Source organism: Pseudomonas sp. p99-361 (assembly GCF_003935475.1).
GTDB lineage: Bacteria > Pseudomonadota > Gammaproteobacteria > Pseudomonadales > Pseudomonadaceae > Aquipseudomonas > Aquipseudomonas juntendi.
In genome coordinates this window covers 38,513-54,324 of sequence record NZ_RHQO01000011.1, presented here as the reverse complement: position 1 = coordinate 54,324, position 15,812 = coordinate 38,513, and the positions used below count along the sequence as shown (strand labels likewise).

At 64.4% G+C, this 15,812-nt stretch carries 14 protein-coding genes; 10 read left to right on the top strand and 4 right to left on the bottom strand.

Annotated elements, in window-relative coordinates:
- Window positions 1-15 precede the first annotated feature (15 nt).
- From EGJ22_RS07480 to EGJ22_RS07440, 9 genes are all read left to right on the top strand, one after another.
- On the top strand, window positions 16-633 hold the full coding sequence (locus EGJ22_RS07480; protein ID WP_009681332.1) for an NUDIX domain-containing protein: 618 nt from the start codon (window positions 16-18) through the stop codon (window positions 631-633).
- The gene (locus EGJ22_RS07475; protein ID WP_009681331.1) at window positions 624-1,076 is read left to right on the top strand and encodes a DUF1249 domain-containing protein; all 453 of its coding nucleotides are present in this window, start codon (window positions 624-626) and stop codon (window positions 1,074-1,076) included. The genes EGJ22_RS07480 and EGJ22_RS07475 overlap by 10 nt, the downstream gene beginning before the upstream one ends.
- 1 nt (window position 1,077) lies before the next feature.
- Window positions 1,078-1,875, top strand: coding sequence for a 3',5'-cyclic-AMP phosphodiesterase (gene cpdA, locus EGJ22_RS07470; protein ID WP_029887205.1), 798 nt, complete (start codon window positions 1,078-1,080; stop codon window positions 1,873-1,875).
- A 276-nt stretch (window positions 1,876-2,151) separates the two neighbouring features.
- The gene (locus EGJ22_RS07465; protein ID WP_009681329.1) at window positions 2,152-2,760 is read left to right on the top strand and encodes a YqiA/YcfP family alpha/beta fold hydrolase; all 609 of its coding nucleotides are present in this window, start codon (window positions 2,152-2,154) and stop codon (window positions 2,758-2,760) included.
- Between the two features lie 35 nt (window positions 2,761-2,795).
- Window positions 2,796-4,700 (top strand): DNA topoisomerase IV subunit B, encoded by a 1,905-nt coding sequence (gene parE, locus EGJ22_RS07460; protein WP_009681328.1) that lies wholly within the window; start codon window positions 2,796-2,798, stop codon window positions 4,698-4,700.
- The gene (locus EGJ22_RS07455) at window positions 4,697-5,683 is read left to right on the top strand and encodes an esterase-like activity of phytase family protein (protein WP_064314478.1); all 987 of its coding nucleotides are present in this window, start codon (window positions 4,697-4,699) and stop codon (window positions 5,681-5,683) included. The genes parE and EGJ22_RS07455 overlap by 4 nt, the downstream gene beginning before the upstream one ends.
- The gene (locus EGJ22_RS07450; protein WP_009681325.1) at window positions 5,680-6,198 is read left to right on the top strand and encodes a TIGR02281 family clan AA aspartic protease; all 519 of its coding nucleotides are present in this window, start codon (window positions 5,680-5,682) and stop codon (window positions 6,196-6,198) included. The genes EGJ22_RS07455 and EGJ22_RS07450 overlap by 4 nt, the downstream gene beginning before the upstream one ends.
- Before the next feature lie 10 nt (window positions 6,199-6,208).
- Window positions 6,209-8,467, top strand: coding sequence for a DNA topoisomerase IV subunit A (gene parC, locus EGJ22_RS07445; RefSeq protein WP_029887867.1), 2,259 nt, complete (start codon window positions 6,209-6,211; stop codon window positions 8,465-8,467).
- 172 nt (window positions 8,468-8,639) lie between these two features.
- The gene (locus EGJ22_RS07440) at window positions 8,640-9,350 is read left to right on the top strand and encodes a membrane integrity-associated transporter subunit PqiC (RefSeq protein ID WP_009681322.1); all 711 of its coding nucleotides are present in this window, start codon (window positions 8,640-8,642) and stop codon (window positions 9,348-9,350) included.
- Between the two features lie 147 nt (window positions 9,351-9,497).
- On the opposite strand, the gene EGJ22_RS07435 is transcribed toward EGJ22_RS07440, so the two are convergent.
- The gene (locus EGJ22_RS07435) at window positions 9,498-10,964 is read right to left on the bottom strand and encodes an AhpA/YtjB family protein (RefSeq protein ID WP_029887866.1); all 1,467 of its coding nucleotides are present in this window, start codon (window positions 10,962-10,964) and stop codon (window positions 9,498-9,500) included.
- 134 nt (window positions 10,965-11,098) lie between these two features.
- Here EGJ22_RS07435 and serB point away from each other — a divergent pair, with 134 nt between their 5' ends.
- The gene (serB, locus tag EGJ22_RS07430) at window positions 11,099-12,313 is read left to right on the top strand and encodes a phosphoserine phosphatase SerB (RefSeq protein ID WP_009681320.1); all 1,215 of its coding nucleotides are present in this window, start codon (window positions 11,099-11,101) and stop codon (window positions 12,311-12,313) included.
- 130 nt (window positions 12,314-12,443) lie between these two features.
- Here the strand turns inward: serB and asd are convergent, their stop codons facing one another.
- Genes asd through EGJ22_RS07415 form a run of 3 tightly spaced genes read right to left on the bottom strand, consistent with a single transcriptional unit; the run spans window position 12,444 to window position 15,706 of the window.
- Window positions 12,444-13,307 carry an archaetidylserine decarboxylase gene (gene asd, locus EGJ22_RS07425; protein WP_029887865.1) on the bottom strand — a complete coding sequence of 288 codons (864 nt, stop codon included), beginning with the start codon at window positions 13,305-13,307 and terminating at the stop codon, window positions 12,444-12,446.
- 9 nt (window positions 13,308-13,316) lie between these two features.
- Complete coding sequence (locus EGJ22_RS07420; protein WP_029887864.1) at window positions 13,317-14,126, bottom strand: rhodanese-like domain-containing protein; 810 nt, start codon at window positions 14,124-14,126, stop codon at window positions 13,317-13,319.
- A gap of 44 nt (window positions 14,127-14,170) precedes the next feature.
- A complete protein-coding gene (locus EGJ22_RS07415) occupies window positions 14,171-15,706 on the bottom strand; it encodes an HDOD domain-containing protein (RefSeq protein ID WP_029887863.1) in 1,536 nt (511 codons plus the stop codon).
- Window positions 15,707-15,812 lie beyond the last annotated feature (106 nt).

Here is a 15,812-nt window from a genome sequence, read left to right as displayed (position 1 = left end):
GTAGCGAGGATTTCCATGTCAGACACGTTGAACTCAGTGCCCAGGGCGGTCGAGATCGTCAAGCGGGAAAACTGCTTCCAGGGCTTCTACAAGCTCGACAAGGTGCACTTGCGCCACGAGCTGTTTGCGGGCGGCATGGGGCGCGAGATCAGCCGTGAACTGTTCGTGCGTCACGATGCGGTGTGTGTACTACCCTACGACCCGCTGCGCGATGAAGTGGTGCTGATCGAACAGTTCCGCGTCGGTGCAATGGGCAAGGCCGAAAACCCCTGGCTGATCGAAATGGTCGCCGGGCTGATCGACAAGGACGAGCAACCCGAGGAAGTCGCCCACCGCGAAGCCGAAGAAGAAGCGGGCCTGACTTTCAGTGCCCTGTGGCCGATGACCCGCTACTTCCCGTCGCCAGGCGGCAGCGATGAGTATGTGCACTTGTTCCTTGGCCACTGCAGCAGCGAAGGGGCAGGGGGGCTGCATGGCCTGGAGGCCGAGGGTGAAGACATTCGCGTGCGGGTCTGGTCGTTCGAAGATGCCTTGCAGGCCGTGCGCGATGGGCGCATCTGCAACGCGGCGACCATCATCGGCTTGCAATGGCTGGCGCTGAACCGTGACGAAGTACGAGGTATGTGGAAGTGAACCTGCTGCGCGAGCGCTATCGAGTCGACCTGGCCGGGCTGCAGGCTGCCTGTGAGGCCAACTATGCCCGGCTGATGCGCTTGCTGCCGGACATGCGTACCACCCAGAGCTCGCGCCGCATCGGTATGACCCAGGGCGACCAGATGCTTGGCGTGCTGGTGCTCGACGTGGTGCTGGCCTGCCCGTACACCACCACCCTGCATATACGTCAGGAGCACAGCTTGCCGTGGCTGCCGGTGCCGCACCTGGAGGTGCAGGTGTATCACGATGCGCGCATGGCCGAAGTGATCAGCGCCGAACATGCCCGGCGCCTGCGCAGCATCTACCCCTACCCGAACGAGGCCATGCACCAGCCAGACGAAAAGGCCCAGCTCAACCTGTTCCTCGGTGAATGGCTGAGTCACTGCCTGGCCTGTGGCCACGAACTGGCAAGCGTTCGCTGACATGCATGCAGACCACCCGCGCCCAGTACATGTGGTGCAACTGACCGACGCCCATCTTTTCGCCGACCCGGCCGGCAGCATGCTGGGCCTCAAGACCCGTGAAAGTTTGGGCCATGTGGTAGCCCAGGTGCGGCGCGAGCAACCGCTTGTCGACTTGCTGTTGTGCACGGGCGACTTGTCCCAGGATGCCAGCGTTGCTTCTTATGAAGCTTTTCGTGAGCTGACTGCGCCGTTTGGCGTACAAAGCCGTTGGCTGCCGGGCAACCATGATGAGGCCCGGATCATGGCCGAAGTGGCGCCGGAGTTGGTACAGGCAGTAACCGATATCGGCGCCTGGCGTATTGTGATGCTCAACACGGCGGTGCACGGCGCCACACATGGCTTGCTGGGGGATGACCAGCTGGCAGTGCTGGAGGCCGCGCTGAAAGGGGCGGGCGGGCGCCATTGCCTGGTGTGTTTCCACCATCAACCGGTAGACATCGGCTGCGCCTGGATCGCCCCGATCGGCTTGCGCAATGCCCAGGCGCTGTTTGACATCATTGAAGGTTACCCACAGGTGCGGGCATTGCTGTGGGGGCATGTTCATCAGGAGTGGGATGAAGTGCGCGATGGTCGGCGCCTGCTGGCTACGCCTTCGACCTGCATTCAGTTCGCGGCCCGCAGCGAGGACTTCAAGGTGAGCGAAGAGCAGCCTGGGTACCGCTGGCTGCGCCTGCATGCCGACGGGCGGCTGGAGACCGGGGTGGAGCGGGCGTGGGACTTTGAAGTGAAGCTCGACTTCGATAGCCCAGGTTATTAGCGGGTTGCGCGTTCAACTGTAGGAGCGGCCTTGTGTCGCGAAAGGGCCGCAAAGCGGCCCCGGCAATGTCTGCGGCGAAGCTGAAATTCTGGGGGGCGCTTCGCACCCCTTTTCGCGACACAAGGCCGCTCCTACAGCGCTGCCCTGTTGCAGCGGGCTATGGTGAAGAAATTGTTGCGAAACCCGTGACACTGCGTCAAAACCCGGCGAACGCGCTACACTGCGCGTCCCTGCGCCCGCATCATCAGGCGCGAAGCCACAGATTCCGGGGGCAGCATGTCGGGTTCCATCCTCTATATCCATGGCTTCAACAGCTCGCCGCTTTCCACCAAGGCGCGCCAGCTCGAAGCGGTCATGCAGCAGCTCGGCCTGGCCGACCAACTGCGGGTGCCCGCCTTGCACCATCACCCACGCCAGGCCATCGCCCAGCTTGAGGCGGCCATCGCCGAACTGGGCGCGCCATTACTGGTGGGCAGTTCGCTCGGCGGCTACTATGCCACCTGTCTGGCGGAGCGCCATGGCCTCAAGGCCTTGCTGGTCAACCCGGCGGTTACCCCGCACAAGCACTTTGACGGCTACCTGGGTACCCAGCGCAACCACTACACCGATGAAACCTGGGAGCTGACCCTGGACCACGTGCAGGCCCTGGCCGAGCTGGAAGTGCCAGCGCCGGTCGATGCCAGCCGCTATCAGGTGTGGCTGCAAACCGCCGACGAAACCCTGGATTACCGCCATGCCGAACGTTATTACCGTGCTTGTGCCCTGCGCATCCAGGCCGGTGGTGACCACAGTTTCCAGGGTTTTGCCGAGCGCCTGCCGGCCCTGCTGGCGTTTGCCGGTATTGCGCGTGGGCAGTATGCAGCGCTCGATTTTTCTGTATTTTGACTTTTTTGCACTCACCAGACTGACGACGAGACCCTATGGCCAATCCCAGCGCTAGCGCCTATAACGCAGACGCCATCGAAGTCCTCTCGGGCCTTGACCCGGTCCGCAAGCGGCCGGGCATGTACACCGACACCAGCCGCCCCAACCACCTGGCCCAGGAAGTGATCGACAACAGTGTCGACGAAGCCCTGGCCGGGCATGCCCGCTCCGTGCAGGTCATTCTGCATGCCGACCACTCGCTGGAAGTCAGCGACGACGGTCGTGGCATGCCGGTGGACATTCACCCCGAAGAGGGCGTGTCCGGTGTCGAGCTGATCCTGACCAAGCTGCACGCCGGCGGCAAGTTCTCCAACAAGAACTACCAGTTCTCCGGTGGCTTGCACGGTGTTGGCATCTCGGTGGTCAACGCCCTGTCGACCCAGGTGCGCGTGCGTGTCAAACGCGACGGCAACGAGTACCAGATGACCTTCGCCGACGGCTTCAAGGCCAGCGAGCTGGAAGTTGTGGGTTCGGTCGGCAAGCGCAACACCGGCACCAGCGTGTATTTCAGCCCCGACCCCAAGTATTTCGATTCGCCGAAATTCTCCATCAGCCGTCTCAAGCACGTGCTCAAGGCCAAGGCCGTGCTGTGCCCAGGCCTGCTGGTCAGCTTCGAGGACAAGGCCAGCGGCGAAAAGGTCGAATGGCACTACGAGGATGGCCTGCGTTCCTACCTGGTCGATTCGGTCAACGAGTTCCAGCGCCTGCCCGATGAGCCGTTCTGCGGTAGCCTGGCCGGTAACAAGGAAGCGGTGGACTGGGCCTTGCTGTGGCTGCCCGAAGGCGGCGACAGCATCCAGGAAAGCTACGTCAACCTGATCCCTACCGCCCAGGGTGGTACCCACGTCAATGGCCTGCGCCAGGGCTTGCTGGATGCCATGCGCGAGTTCTGCGAATTCCGCAACCTGCTGCCGCGCGGGGTCAAGCTGGCACCGGAAGACGTTTGGGAGCGCATTACTTTCGTCCTCTCGATGAAGATGCAGGACCCGCAGTTCTCCGGGCAGACCAAAGAGCGGCTGTCTTCACGCGAGGCGGCGGCATTCGTCTCTGGCGTGGTCAAGGATGCCTTCAGCCTGTGGCTCAACGCCCACCCTGAACTGGGCATGCAACTGGCGGAGCTGGCCATCAGCAATGCCGGCCGCCGCCTCAAGGCCAGCAAGAAGGTCGAGCGCAAGCGCATCACTCAGGGCCCGGCATTGCCCGGCAAGCTGGCCGACTGCGCCGGCCAGGACCCGATGCGTGCCGAGCTGTTCCTGGTCGAGGGTGACTCGGCCGGTGGCTCGGCCAAGCAGGCCCGGGACAAGGAATTCCAGGCCATCCTGCCGCTGCGCGGCAAGATCCTCAACACCTGGGAAGTGGACGGCGGCGAAGTCCTGGCCAGCCAGGAAGTGCACAACATTGCCGTGGCCATCGGCGTCGACCCCGGTGCCACCGACCTGGCGCAACTGCGCTATGGCAAAATCTGCATCCTCGCCGACGCCGACTCCGACGGCCTGCACATTGCCACGCTGTTGTGCGCGCTGTTCGTGCAGCACTTCCGTGCACTGGTCGAGGCCGGGCACGTGTATGTGGCCATGCCGCCGCTGTACCGCATCGACCTGGGCAAGGAAATCTACTATGCCCTCGACGAAGCCGAGCGTGATGGCATTCTCGACCGCCTGGTGGCCGAGAAGAAGCGCGGCAAACCCCAAGTCACCCGCTTCAAGGGTTTGGGCGAAATGAACCCGCCACAACTGCGTGAAACCACCATGGACCCGAATACCCGGCGCCTGGTGCAACTGACCCTGGACGACGTGCAGGCGACTTGCGAGCTGATGGACAAGCTGCTGGCCAAAAAGCGCGCCGGTGACCGCAAGAACTGGCTGGAAACCAAAGGTAACCTCGCCGAGGTCATGGTTTGATTCGTCTGCTTCTGGCGGCCTGGCTGGCGCTGGTTGCGCTGCCGGGCCTGGCGGGCGACTGGCCAGAGCTAAAGATGACTGCCGAGCACCCGATAGACGGTATGCGCGGTGGCAACCTGTCTGGCCTGGCATTCTGCCGGGGGGCGTTGTGGGGTGTGTCCGACCGCGACGATGACCGCATCTACCGCTTCGACCAGCAGAGCGCTACCTGGCGCGCGCAGGCGCTTGTCTTCACTGCGCCGCCGGTGCCGGAAAGCGGCCTGCCGTGGGGCCTGAAGTCACGCAACTGGGCGGCGTCGTACATTCGCGGCGGCGCGCTGGACTTCGAAGGCATCACCTGCGACCAGGCAAACAACCTGTACCTGGTCAGCGAGGCACACGCTGCGGTGCTGCAACTGCCGCCCGAAGGTGAGCCCGACTGGCTCAAGATCGACCCGGCCATGGTCCGTCAGGCGCGGGCCAGTGGCATGCTGCTGAACTTCAATGCGCTGTTCGAAGGGCTGGCAATCAACCCGGCGGGTGACCGCCTGTGGCTGGCGGCCGAGCGCGAGCGGCGTGGCCTGGTGGCCATCGAACGGCAGCAGTCGGTATGGACCTGCGGGCGCGGTTGCGTGCTGCTGAGCGAGGCCGGGGTCGAGATGCAGCCGCCGCAAATGCCAGAGGCTCGGGCCCTGTCGCGCGACTTTTCCGACCTCGCCTGGTTCGAGGGCAAGCTGTTCACCCTTGAGCGCAACGCCTACCGGATATGCCGGCGGGACGCCAACAGCGGCGAGGTCGAGCGCTGCTGGTCGTTCGCCGCCGAGGCGCTGGAGCCCATGCGCCGCTACGATCAGCCGTTCGGCTTGGCCGAGGCGCTGGTGATCGACGGCAAAGGCGCCTGGGTCGGGTTGGACAACAACAATGCTGACCGTGCCGACGGCGAGCGGCGCCCGATCGTATGGCGCTTCGAGGCGCCTCAGGGCGGCTGGGGCGCCAAACCGTGAGCCAGGCACCGGGCAAGCGCGCAGGGCGGGTGCTGATGGTGCTTGCCTGGGCGGCTGCGCTGTTTCTGGCCACGCGCTTTTTCGGCCAGTGGGAAGACAGCCAACGTAACCCCAACCGCCAGGTGCAGTCGGAGCACGGCCAAGGTTTCATCGAGGTGCGCCTGCTGAGTAATGGCCAGGGGCATTTCGTGGTGGATGGCGCGATCAATGGCCAAGTGGTGCACTTCATGCTGGACACCGGGGCCACCGACGTCGCGATCCCCGAAGGGCTGGCCCGCGACCTGAACCTGGCGCGTGGCAGCCCGGTGCTGCTGAGTACCGCCAATGGCCGCACCGAGGGCTACCGCACGCGGCTGGCCAGCCTGCAACTGGGCGACATCCACCTGCAGAACGTACGCGCCATCGTCGTGCCGGGCCTGGATGGCCCCACCGTGCTACTGGGCATGAGTGCCCTGCAACAACTTGAATTTACCCAGCGCGGTGGCACCATGCTGCTGCGCCAGAACCTGAAATGACGAGGCCCGCATGAGCGACTCACTGGAACTCAGCCTGGACGGCGTAGAACGCCGCTCACTGGCTGACTTCACCGAACAGGCCTACCTCAACTACTCCATGTACGTGATCATGGACCGCGCCCTGCCGCATATCGGCGATGGCCTCAAGCCAGTGCAGCGGCGCATTGTCTACGCCATGAGCGAGTTGGGGCTCGATGCCGATGCCAAGCACAAGAAGTCGGCGCGTACCGTCGGTGACGTGCTCGGCAAGTTCCACCCCCATGGCGACTCGGCCTGCTATGAAGCCATGGTGCTGATGGCGCAGCCGTTCAGCTACCGCTACACACTGGTCGATGGCCAGGGCAACTGGGGTGCGCCGGACGATCCGAAGTCGTTCGCGGCGATGCGCTACACCGAGGCGCGGTTGTCCCGCTATGCCGAAGTGCTGCTCAGCGAAGTCGGCCAGGGCACCGTCGACTGGGTGCTCAACTTCGACGGCACCTTGCAGGAGCCCGCCGTGTTGCCGGCACGCCTGCCCAACATTCTGCTCAACGGCACCACCGGTATCGCCGTGGGCATGGCCACCGATGTGCCGCCGCACAACCTGCGTGAAGTGGCCAGCGCCTGCGTGCGCCTGCTCGACGAGCCCAAGGCCACCATCGAGCAGTTGTGCGAGCATATTCAAGGGCCGGACTACCCGACCGAGGCCGAAATCGTCACGCCGCGGGCCGAAATCCTCAAGATGTACGAAAGTGGCCGTGGCTCGATCCGCATGCGCGCCGTGTACCGCGTCGAGGACGGCGACATCGTTGTAACCGCGTTGCCCCACCAGGTGTCGGGGGCCAAGGTGCTGGAGCAGATCGCCGCGCAGATGCAGGCCAAGAAGTTGCCGATGGTAGCCGACCTGCGCGACGAATCGGATCACGAGAACCCTTGCCGCATCGTCATCATCCCGCGGTCCAATCGTGTGGATGCCGACGAGCTGATGCAGCACCTGTTCGCCACCACCGACCTGGAAAGCAGCTACCGGGTCAACATCAACATCATCGGCCTCGACGGCCGGCCGCAGCTGAAGAACCTGCGCACGATCCTGGTGGAATGGCTGGAGTTTCGTACCCATACCGTTCGCCGCCGGCTGCAGCACCGCCTGGACAAGGTCGAGAAGCGCCTGCACCTGCTGGACGGTTTGCTCACGGCGTTCCTCAACCTGGATGAAGTGATCCACATCATCCGCACCGAGGACCACCCCAAACAGGCGCTGATCGCACGCTTCGGCCTGTCCGAAATCCAGGCCGACTACATCCTCGAGACCCGCCTGCGGCAGTTGGCGCGTTTGGAAGAGATGAAAATCCGCGGCGAGCAGGACGAACTGCTGAAAGAGCAAGCCAAGTTGCAGGCGCTGCTGGGCAGCGAAGCCAAACTGCGCAAGCTGGTGCGCAGCGAGCTGATCAAGGATGCCGAAACCTATGGCGACGACCGCCGCTCGCCAATCGTCGAGCGCGCCGAAGCCAAGGCGCTGTCGGAAAACGAGCTGATGCCGACCGAGCCGGTCACCGTGGTGCTGTCGGAAAAAGGCTGGATACGCTGTGCCAAGGGCCACGACATCGACGCGACCGGCTTGTCGTACAAGGCAGGCGACGGCTTCAAGGCCGCTGCTGCTGGCCGCTCCAACCAGTTTGCCGTGCTGATCGACTCGACCGGGCGCAGCTACTCGCTGGCCGCCCACAGCCTGCCTTCGGCGCGTGGCCAGGGTGAGCCGCTGACGGGGCGCCTGACGCCTCCGCCTGGGGCCACCTTCGATTGCGTGCTGCTGCCAGACGACGATGCGCTGTACGTGGTCGCGTCCGACGCCGGCTACGGCTTCGTGGTCAAGGGTGAAGACCTGCAGGCCAAGAACAAGGCCGGCAAGGGTTTGCTCAGCCTGCCCAACGGCGCCAAGGTCATGACGCCGCGCCCGGTGGCCAACCGTGAACAGGACTGGCTGGCGGCGGTGACCACCGAAGGCCGCCTGCTGGTGTTCAAGGTCAGTGACTTGCCACAGCTGGGTAAAGGCAAGGGCAACAAGATCATTGGTGTACCCGGCGACCGGGTCGCCAGCCGCGAAGAGTTCGTCACCGACCTGGCCGTGATCGCCGACGGGGCGACCCTTGTATTGCAGGCCGGCAAGCGTACCCTGTCTCTGAAGCCCGACGACCTGGAACACTACAAGGGCGAGCGTGGCCGGCGTGGCAGCAAGCTGCCGCGTGGGTTCCAGCGCGTCGATAGCTTGCAGGTGGAAGTGCCGGCGTAACCGGTGGAAATGTCTGGAACGGCAATTACACCGCCGTTCCGGGCAGAAACACTGGAGTCGGACGGTTATTTCGCGGATGATATGGCCCTTGCGGCGCCGGCGTGGTCGTGTGCCCGTTTGAATTTATATGTATCACTGCGGTGTGCCTGTAGGCAGCCGCCTGGATGGGATGATGAAATTTCTGCGCCTTCCACTTGCGCTGTTGATGACTGGCCTGCTGGGGCTGGGCGGGTGCACCATGCACCAGCCTGTCGCCTTGTACCAGCTCGACAGTGGTGATCCTGGCCAGCCGTCGCAGAGTGCGGGCATGGCCGTTGTACTCGGGCCGGTATCGGTGGCCGATTACCTGCAGCGCGAGACGTTCCTGCAGCGCCAGGCCGATGGCAGCCTGAGCGCGGCGACCGACGGTCGTTGGGCGGGTAGCCTGTCGTCGGACATCGACCAGTTGCTGGTGCGCCAGCTGGCCTGGCGCCTGGACAGCCAGCGTGTGGTACTGGCCCCGGCAACGGCCGGTTTCACGCCGGATGTACAGGTGCTGCTGTCGATTACCCGCCTGGACTCGGGCAAAGACCAACCGGCCATCCTCGACGCCCAGTGGCGCCTGCTGGACCGCCGTGGCCGTGTACGTGACAACCGTATCGTGCACCTCGAACAGCCACATGAGGGCAGCGAGTCGTCGCAGGTACAGGCCCAGGGCCAATTGCTGCAGAAGCTGGCCGAGCAGCTGAGCACGGCGGTGAAGCCGCTGGCCAACCAGCCGGCAATCGCTGAAGAAACGCCGAAAAAGCCGGCTGCACCGGTGCAGGTGAAGAAGGCGCCGGAAAAGTCCAGGATCCCGATGGCCTCGCCGATCCGCACCGATATGGAAGTCTATCGGTTCTGACCTAACCGCCAGGTGCAAAAAAGCCCGCGATGCTGCGGGCTTTTTCATGTCTGCGTCAAACCATTGCGAGGCTGGGCCCGGGCCCTGTAGGCGCGGCCTGGCGTTGCGAAGGGGCTGCGCGGCAGCCCCAGAGCCCAGCGCAGCCTGTCAGGCCCGACGCTCGTGCATGCGCGCCAGTTGCCGTTCCAGCATCGAAGGGTACGGTTCCAGCAGGCGCTCCACGCAGCAGGCGCCCTCAGGGCTGGCAATCGGGCGAATGCGTGCGCGCTGGCGAATCAGTGCGTCATCGCTAATCTGCCGCTCCACCAGCAACAGGTTGCGGCTGTGCTGCGACAGCGCCAGGGCATCCTGGGCTTTTTCGGCGATCAACACGTCTACCAGCTCCAGCCCGTGCAGATCGTTGCCCAATACCAGGCCCAGCTGCAATTGCAAGGTGATGCCGCTGTCGGCCACTTCGATCTGCAGGGCATGGCCCAGGGCGCGCAACAGCTCGCCGCAGCAGATTGCATTGGTCAGGTAGTCCTCACCACATACGCGGCTGTGGAACAGCACCAGGGTGCTGCCATCGTTGAGTGTGTGCGTTTCGCCGTCGTACAGCGATGCCGCATGCTCCAGGCAGTCACGGTAACGCTCGGTCAGTTCGGTCAGGCGGGTACGCGGCAGACGGCGCAGTTGCTCCTGGGAGCCCAGCTGCACCGCGAGGATGGCGCTGAAGTGCGGTTCGTCGGACTCGTCTACCACTGCGGTTCTTGGTGCAGTGTCGTCGTCGAGCAGGCCGGCGAACGCTTCGTCATCTTCCTCGTCTGGCACTGCGGCGACCTTGGCGCGCGGCGCGGCCTTGGGTGCCGGGCTGGCGTGCTGCGGGTCGTCGAACGGTTCATCGTCGTCTTCCTCAGGCTCTGGCTCCGGCTCTGGTGGCGGCGGTGGCGCCAGGCGCGCATGCAGCTGGCGGGCGATGTCGCCGATTTCATCCTGGCGGTCGGTGGCCGGGGTGTAGTACTGCGGGTCGCGCAGCCATACCCGCAACTGCAGCAATGGCAGGGTGATGTAGCGGCCCTGGCGCAAGCTGAGGGCCAAGGCCAGCGCCAGCAGGATGGCCGCCAGAATGCCCATGCTTTGCAGGCTGATCAGCATGGGCTGCTGGAATTGGCTCATGTCCAGGCTGATGCGCAGTTGCCCGGCAGCCACGTCCTGGAAGCTGATCTTGGTCTGGTACACGCCTTCGGCCTCGCCCAGCAGGCTATTGCGCGGGCGTTGCCCGGCTTCGGCGAGGATGCGGTTGTCCACGCTGTAGATGGCCGCGTGGGCCACCAGCGGGTTTTTCACCAGGTTGCCCAGCAGCACGTTGAGGCTGAGGATATCGTTGGCTACCAGCAGTTCGGTCGCCGAAGTGGCCGTTTGCGTGGTCAGGCTCTGGCCGAGGGCGTCGGCCTGCTCGTGCATGGCCTGCTTGAACTGCAGGCCCATCACACAGGCGTAGATCACCAGTGCCAGCGCCACCAGGAAGATGTTGGTGCAGGCGATGCGCAGTGCCAGCGGCACGCGACGTTGACTCAGGGCACGATAGATCATCAGGAAGAAGTTGTCTGGTTTGACGGGCGTGGGCCGGTTCACAGAGCTCGGCTCTTAATGGCAAGAAAGTGGGGGGAGTATAGCGAGCCGGGTTTTGTCGGCAAAGTATCGTTGGCGCCCGATGGTCATGGAAAGTCGGTAGAATGCGCATTTTTCATCGAAGTCGGAGCCAGGTTGTGCGCGAAATCGTCCTGATCAACATCACCGGTGAGGACCGTCCCGGTCTCACTGCGGCAATCACCGGCGTCCTGCTGCAGGGCGGTGTGAGTATCCTCGACATCGGCCTGGCGGTCATGCACGGCACCCTGTCGTTCGGCATCCTGGTCGATATCCCTGACAACGAAGTGGCAACGGCCCTGCTGCAGGGTGTGCAAGCCAAGGCCCACGAGCTGAACCTGCAGGCCCGTTATACGCCGATTTCCGAGGCGGACTACCAGCACTGGGCCGACGGCCATGGTGAGGCGCGCCATGTGGTGACCCTGCTCAGCCGCAAGATCACCCCCGAGCAACTGCAGCGGGTCAGTGCGGTGATCAGCCAGTACGGCCTGACGATCGAACGCATCGAGCGGCTGTCGGCCCGGGTGGCGCTGGACGCCGACACCGACAAGGGCAAGGCGGCGGTCGAGATATCCGTGCGTGGGGTGCCGAGCGATGCCCAGGCCCTGCGTGCCGATTTCTTCGCTCTGGCGCAGGCGCTGAGCGTCGACATTGCCTTCCAGAAAGACGACCTGTTCCGCCGCAACCGCCGCCTGGCGGTATTCGACATGGATTCGACGCTGATCGAGGCCGAAGTCATCGACGAGCTGGCCAAGGCGGCTGGCGTGGGTGAGCAGGTGGCAGCGATCACCGAACGCGCCATGCGTGGCGAGCTGGACTTCCGCGCCAGTTTCAAGGAGCGCATGGCGCTGCTCAAGGGCTTGGATGTGGGCGTGCTGGACGAAATCGGCGCCTCGCTGCGCCTGACCGAAGGCGCGGAAAACCTGTTCGCCGAGCTCAAGCGCCTGGGTTACAAGACTGCCATCCTGTCCGGTGGGTTTACCTATTTTGCCCGCCAGGTGCAGGCGCGCCTGGGTATCGACTATGTGTTCGCCAACGAGCTGGAAGTGGTGGATGGCAAGGTGACTGGTGTGGCGGTCGAGCCGATCGTCGATGCCCAGCGCAAGGCCGAACTGCTGCAGAAACTGGCCAGCGATGAGGGCTTGCAACTGGAACAGACCATTGCCGTGGGCGATGGCGCCAACGACCTGCCAATGCTGGCACTCGCCGGCCTGGGCGTGGCATTCCGCGCCAAGCCGCTGGTGCGCCAGTCGGCCAAGCAGGCGATTTCTACCCTGGGCCTGGATGGCGTGTTGTACCTGTTGGGCTTGCGCGACCGCGACGCGCGCGGCTGATCCGGAAATTTGGGGCTGCTTTGCAGCCCTTCGCGGGCATGCCCGCTCCCACAGGTTGAACGCGACCTCACTCTGTGGGAGCGGGCATGCCCGCGAAGGGCCGCAAAGCGGCCCAGGTTTTATAAGGCCATCAAGCCTGCACAGGCGCCGCCAGCTGCTGCCCCATGCGCACGGCAGAGCCGGCACCGAGGCTTTCGGCCCACTTCACCTGCTGCGGCCCGAACAACACGATAGCCGTCGAACCCAGCTTGAAGCGCCCCAGCTCGGCACCTTTCTCCAGGTGGATCGGCGCACGGCTGGCGTCGTCGTAGCGGAAGGTCTTCAGCTCGCGCTTGGGCGGCGTCACCAGGCCGGCCCACACGGTCTCGATCGAAGCAACGATCATCGCACCCACCAGCACCACGGCCATCGGCCCGCGTTCGGTGTCGAACAGGCAGACCACCCGCTCGTTGCGGGCGAACAGCTCAGGCACGTTTTCAGCAGTGGTCTGGTTCACCGAGAACAGCCGGCCCGGCACGTAGACCATCTCGCGCAGGGTGCCGGCCAGCGGCATGTGCACGCGGTGGTAGTCCTTGGGCGACAAGTAGATGGTGGCGAACTCACCGCCCATGAACGGGGCGGCCAGCGCCGGGTCACCGCCCAGCAGCTCCTGCGCGCTGAAACCGTGGCCTTTCGCCTGGAAGATGCGGCCATGCTCGATCGGGCCAAGCTGGCTCACGGCGCCGTCGGCGGGGCACAGGATGGCGCCCGGGGTTTCATCCAGCGGGCGGGCGCCCGGCTTCAGGGCGCGGGTGAAGAATGCGTTGAAGTGCTCGTAGGCGCTCAGGTCTTCGACCAGCGCCTGGCTCATGTCGACCTGGTAGCGCTTGGCGAACCAGGCGGTGAAGGCGTTCTTGAACCAGCGCACGCGGCACTCGGCGACGCAGCCGGCCAACCGCGACAGCAGGTGGTGCGGCAGTAGGTACTGGCTGATGATGAACAGACGGGATTTCATGCAGGTTCCTTAAACTTCTACAGGCGTGTCCGGGTGGTTGCCCCATTCGCTCCACGAGCCGGCATAAGCCTTGACGCGTGGGTAGCCGAGGGCTTTGGCCACCAAATAGGTGAAACCGGAGCGGCGGTGGGACTGGCAATGGGTAACCACCTCCTTGTCGGGGGTGATGCCCAGGCTTTGCAACACTTCGGCGATATCCTTGCGGATGCGCAGGTGGTCGTTGAGGTCCATGCCGGCGGTCCACTCGAAGTTGACCGCACCAGGGATGTGACCGCCTTTGGCCGACAACACTTTTTCGCCGTTGAATTCCTGTGGGGCGCGGGCGTCCCAGATCACCAGGTCATCGGCGCCCAGGCGGCTTTGCAGGTACTCGCGGGTGGCTGTAGGTGCAGTGTCGAGGTGCAGGTGCACCGGGGCGGTACTGGGTGCAGGCACTTCGGTGGACAGCTTGTCGGCTGGCCAGGCCTGGATACCGCCATTGAGGTAGTGGTAGCGCGTATGGCCGATCACGTCGAGCAGCCAGATGAAGCGCCCCGCCCAACCACCGCCTTCATCGTCATACACCACGTAGACGGCATCATCACGGTGGCCGAGTTCGCTGAACAGTTTTTCCAGTTCGCCCAGGAGCGGCAGCAGACCAGGGGCGGGTGGCTGGCCGAGCTGGGTACGCTTGCCCTCGACAAAGCGGGCGCCGGGGATATGCCCGCTGACATAGCGGTTGGCGCTGCTCATGTCGACCAGGATCAACTGCGGTGAATCCAGGCGCGGCAGCAGGTCTGCAGCTTCGATCACCAAGGGCAGGCCGGAAAAGTCGGTCATCCACGGTCTCCAGAGTGGAAAGAGGAGCGATTGTAGCGCAAGGCTCAGGCTTTGCGGTTGGCGAACAGCGACAGTGCCCGCTCGATGCATTGCACGGTTTTGCCGAAGGCTTGCACGCTGATGTCGGCCATGGGCCTGCAAGCCTGGTCGGCCACCAGCAGCATGAGCACCTGATCGTTCACCGCCAGCGAGCGCAGCAGCACGTGCTCACTGCGGAACAGGGCGCGCAGCGGGGCTGGCAGCAGCGCGGCGAACTGGCTGTGGTTCTGCGGGGTGATGCGCAGCTGCCCGGCCTGGCTCATCAGTTTTTGCAGCAGTTTGTTCTGCGCCACTTGCAGGGCCAGGCCCCCGGCTTCCTTGGGCAAACCAGCGGTCTGCTGCACGCGCAGGGTGTCGGTGCTCTTGTCCAGGCTCAGCAGCATGATGCGTTGCATGCCGCAGGCCAGCAGGGCCTCTTGTGCCTGGGTGGCCAGGTGCACGGTATTGGTGAACGGGCTGGGTTGCGCCAGCAGGTGCTGGCACAGTGTGCGCCAGCGCGCCAGCTCTTCACTGCTGGGCGGTGGCACCGCCAGCATGTCCGGGTGCGGGCGGCGCTGGTGCCACGGCCATATCAGCGCCTCGGCCGGGTGGAACAGTGCATGCCGGGCATGGCGACGGGCGCTGGCGGCCGCCTGCTGGTGAACTTGCTGCTGCACGTCTTCCAGCGAAGTCTGCAGGTACAGGGCGGTCAGCAGCTGCCAGCGTAACAAGTGCGGGTTGTCCCAGCCGACCTGCGCCGCCAGGGCCAGGTTGTTGGCCAGCAATACGGTATTGGCCGGCTGGTTGAACCAGCGCCGCAGGCCGGGCTCTGCGTCCAGGCGGTGTTGCTGGCTGAGCAGGTCTTCATCGCGGGCGATGCTCAGCACCTGGGCCAGTTGCTCGCGCTCTTCCAGCAGCAGGCGGTAACCCTGGGTCACCCATTGCGGCAGGCGCCAGTATTCGGCCATGGTCTGGCACAGCGCCATTATGCGCACGCCAAACAGTTCTTCCTCGACATGGGCGGCCTCTTCACCCTTGTGGATCACCCGCAGCTCCCAGGTGTCGAGTAGCTTCGGGTAGGCCAGTGCCAGCGGCCAGAGGGGCGACAGGAACAGCAGGCTACCCCAGTGGATTTCCTGCCACAGCCGCGCCAGGCGGCTGGCGAACAGGCCGCTGGCCTGCTGCGCTGCGTGCTGGCTGATCATCTGGAACTGGCACAGAACCGGCGGGATTTCTTCAACAGGCACTGCCGGCAGGCGCTTGAGCAACAGCTCGCTGCGCTCCAGGCCGAGCCGGTTGAGGGCCACTTCAAGGCTTTCGGCCGGTTCGGCCATGCTGGCGTTGGTGGCGTGGTTGGCCTCACGCATCACCGACAACACCAGCGCCGGGCTATCTTGCATCAGTTCGGCGATGTCGCGCAGCGAGCGGCGGCTATCGTGGATGGCCGCCATGACCCGGTCGTAGCTGTGCTTCGGCACCGGGATGCGAACACTCTCGAGCAGCTTGACCCAGGCCTCTAGCGTTCGCGGAGCCTGAGCGGGCACCTTGGTTTCAATTGGCATTTTGACATCAGTCCGAACTGGCTTTTCGCATTGTGTGGCTATAGTCTGGCGCAGTTCTGCCGATAAGTAGAAGAAGAGTTTTACAGCTCTCGTCTCTTCCCCTGAC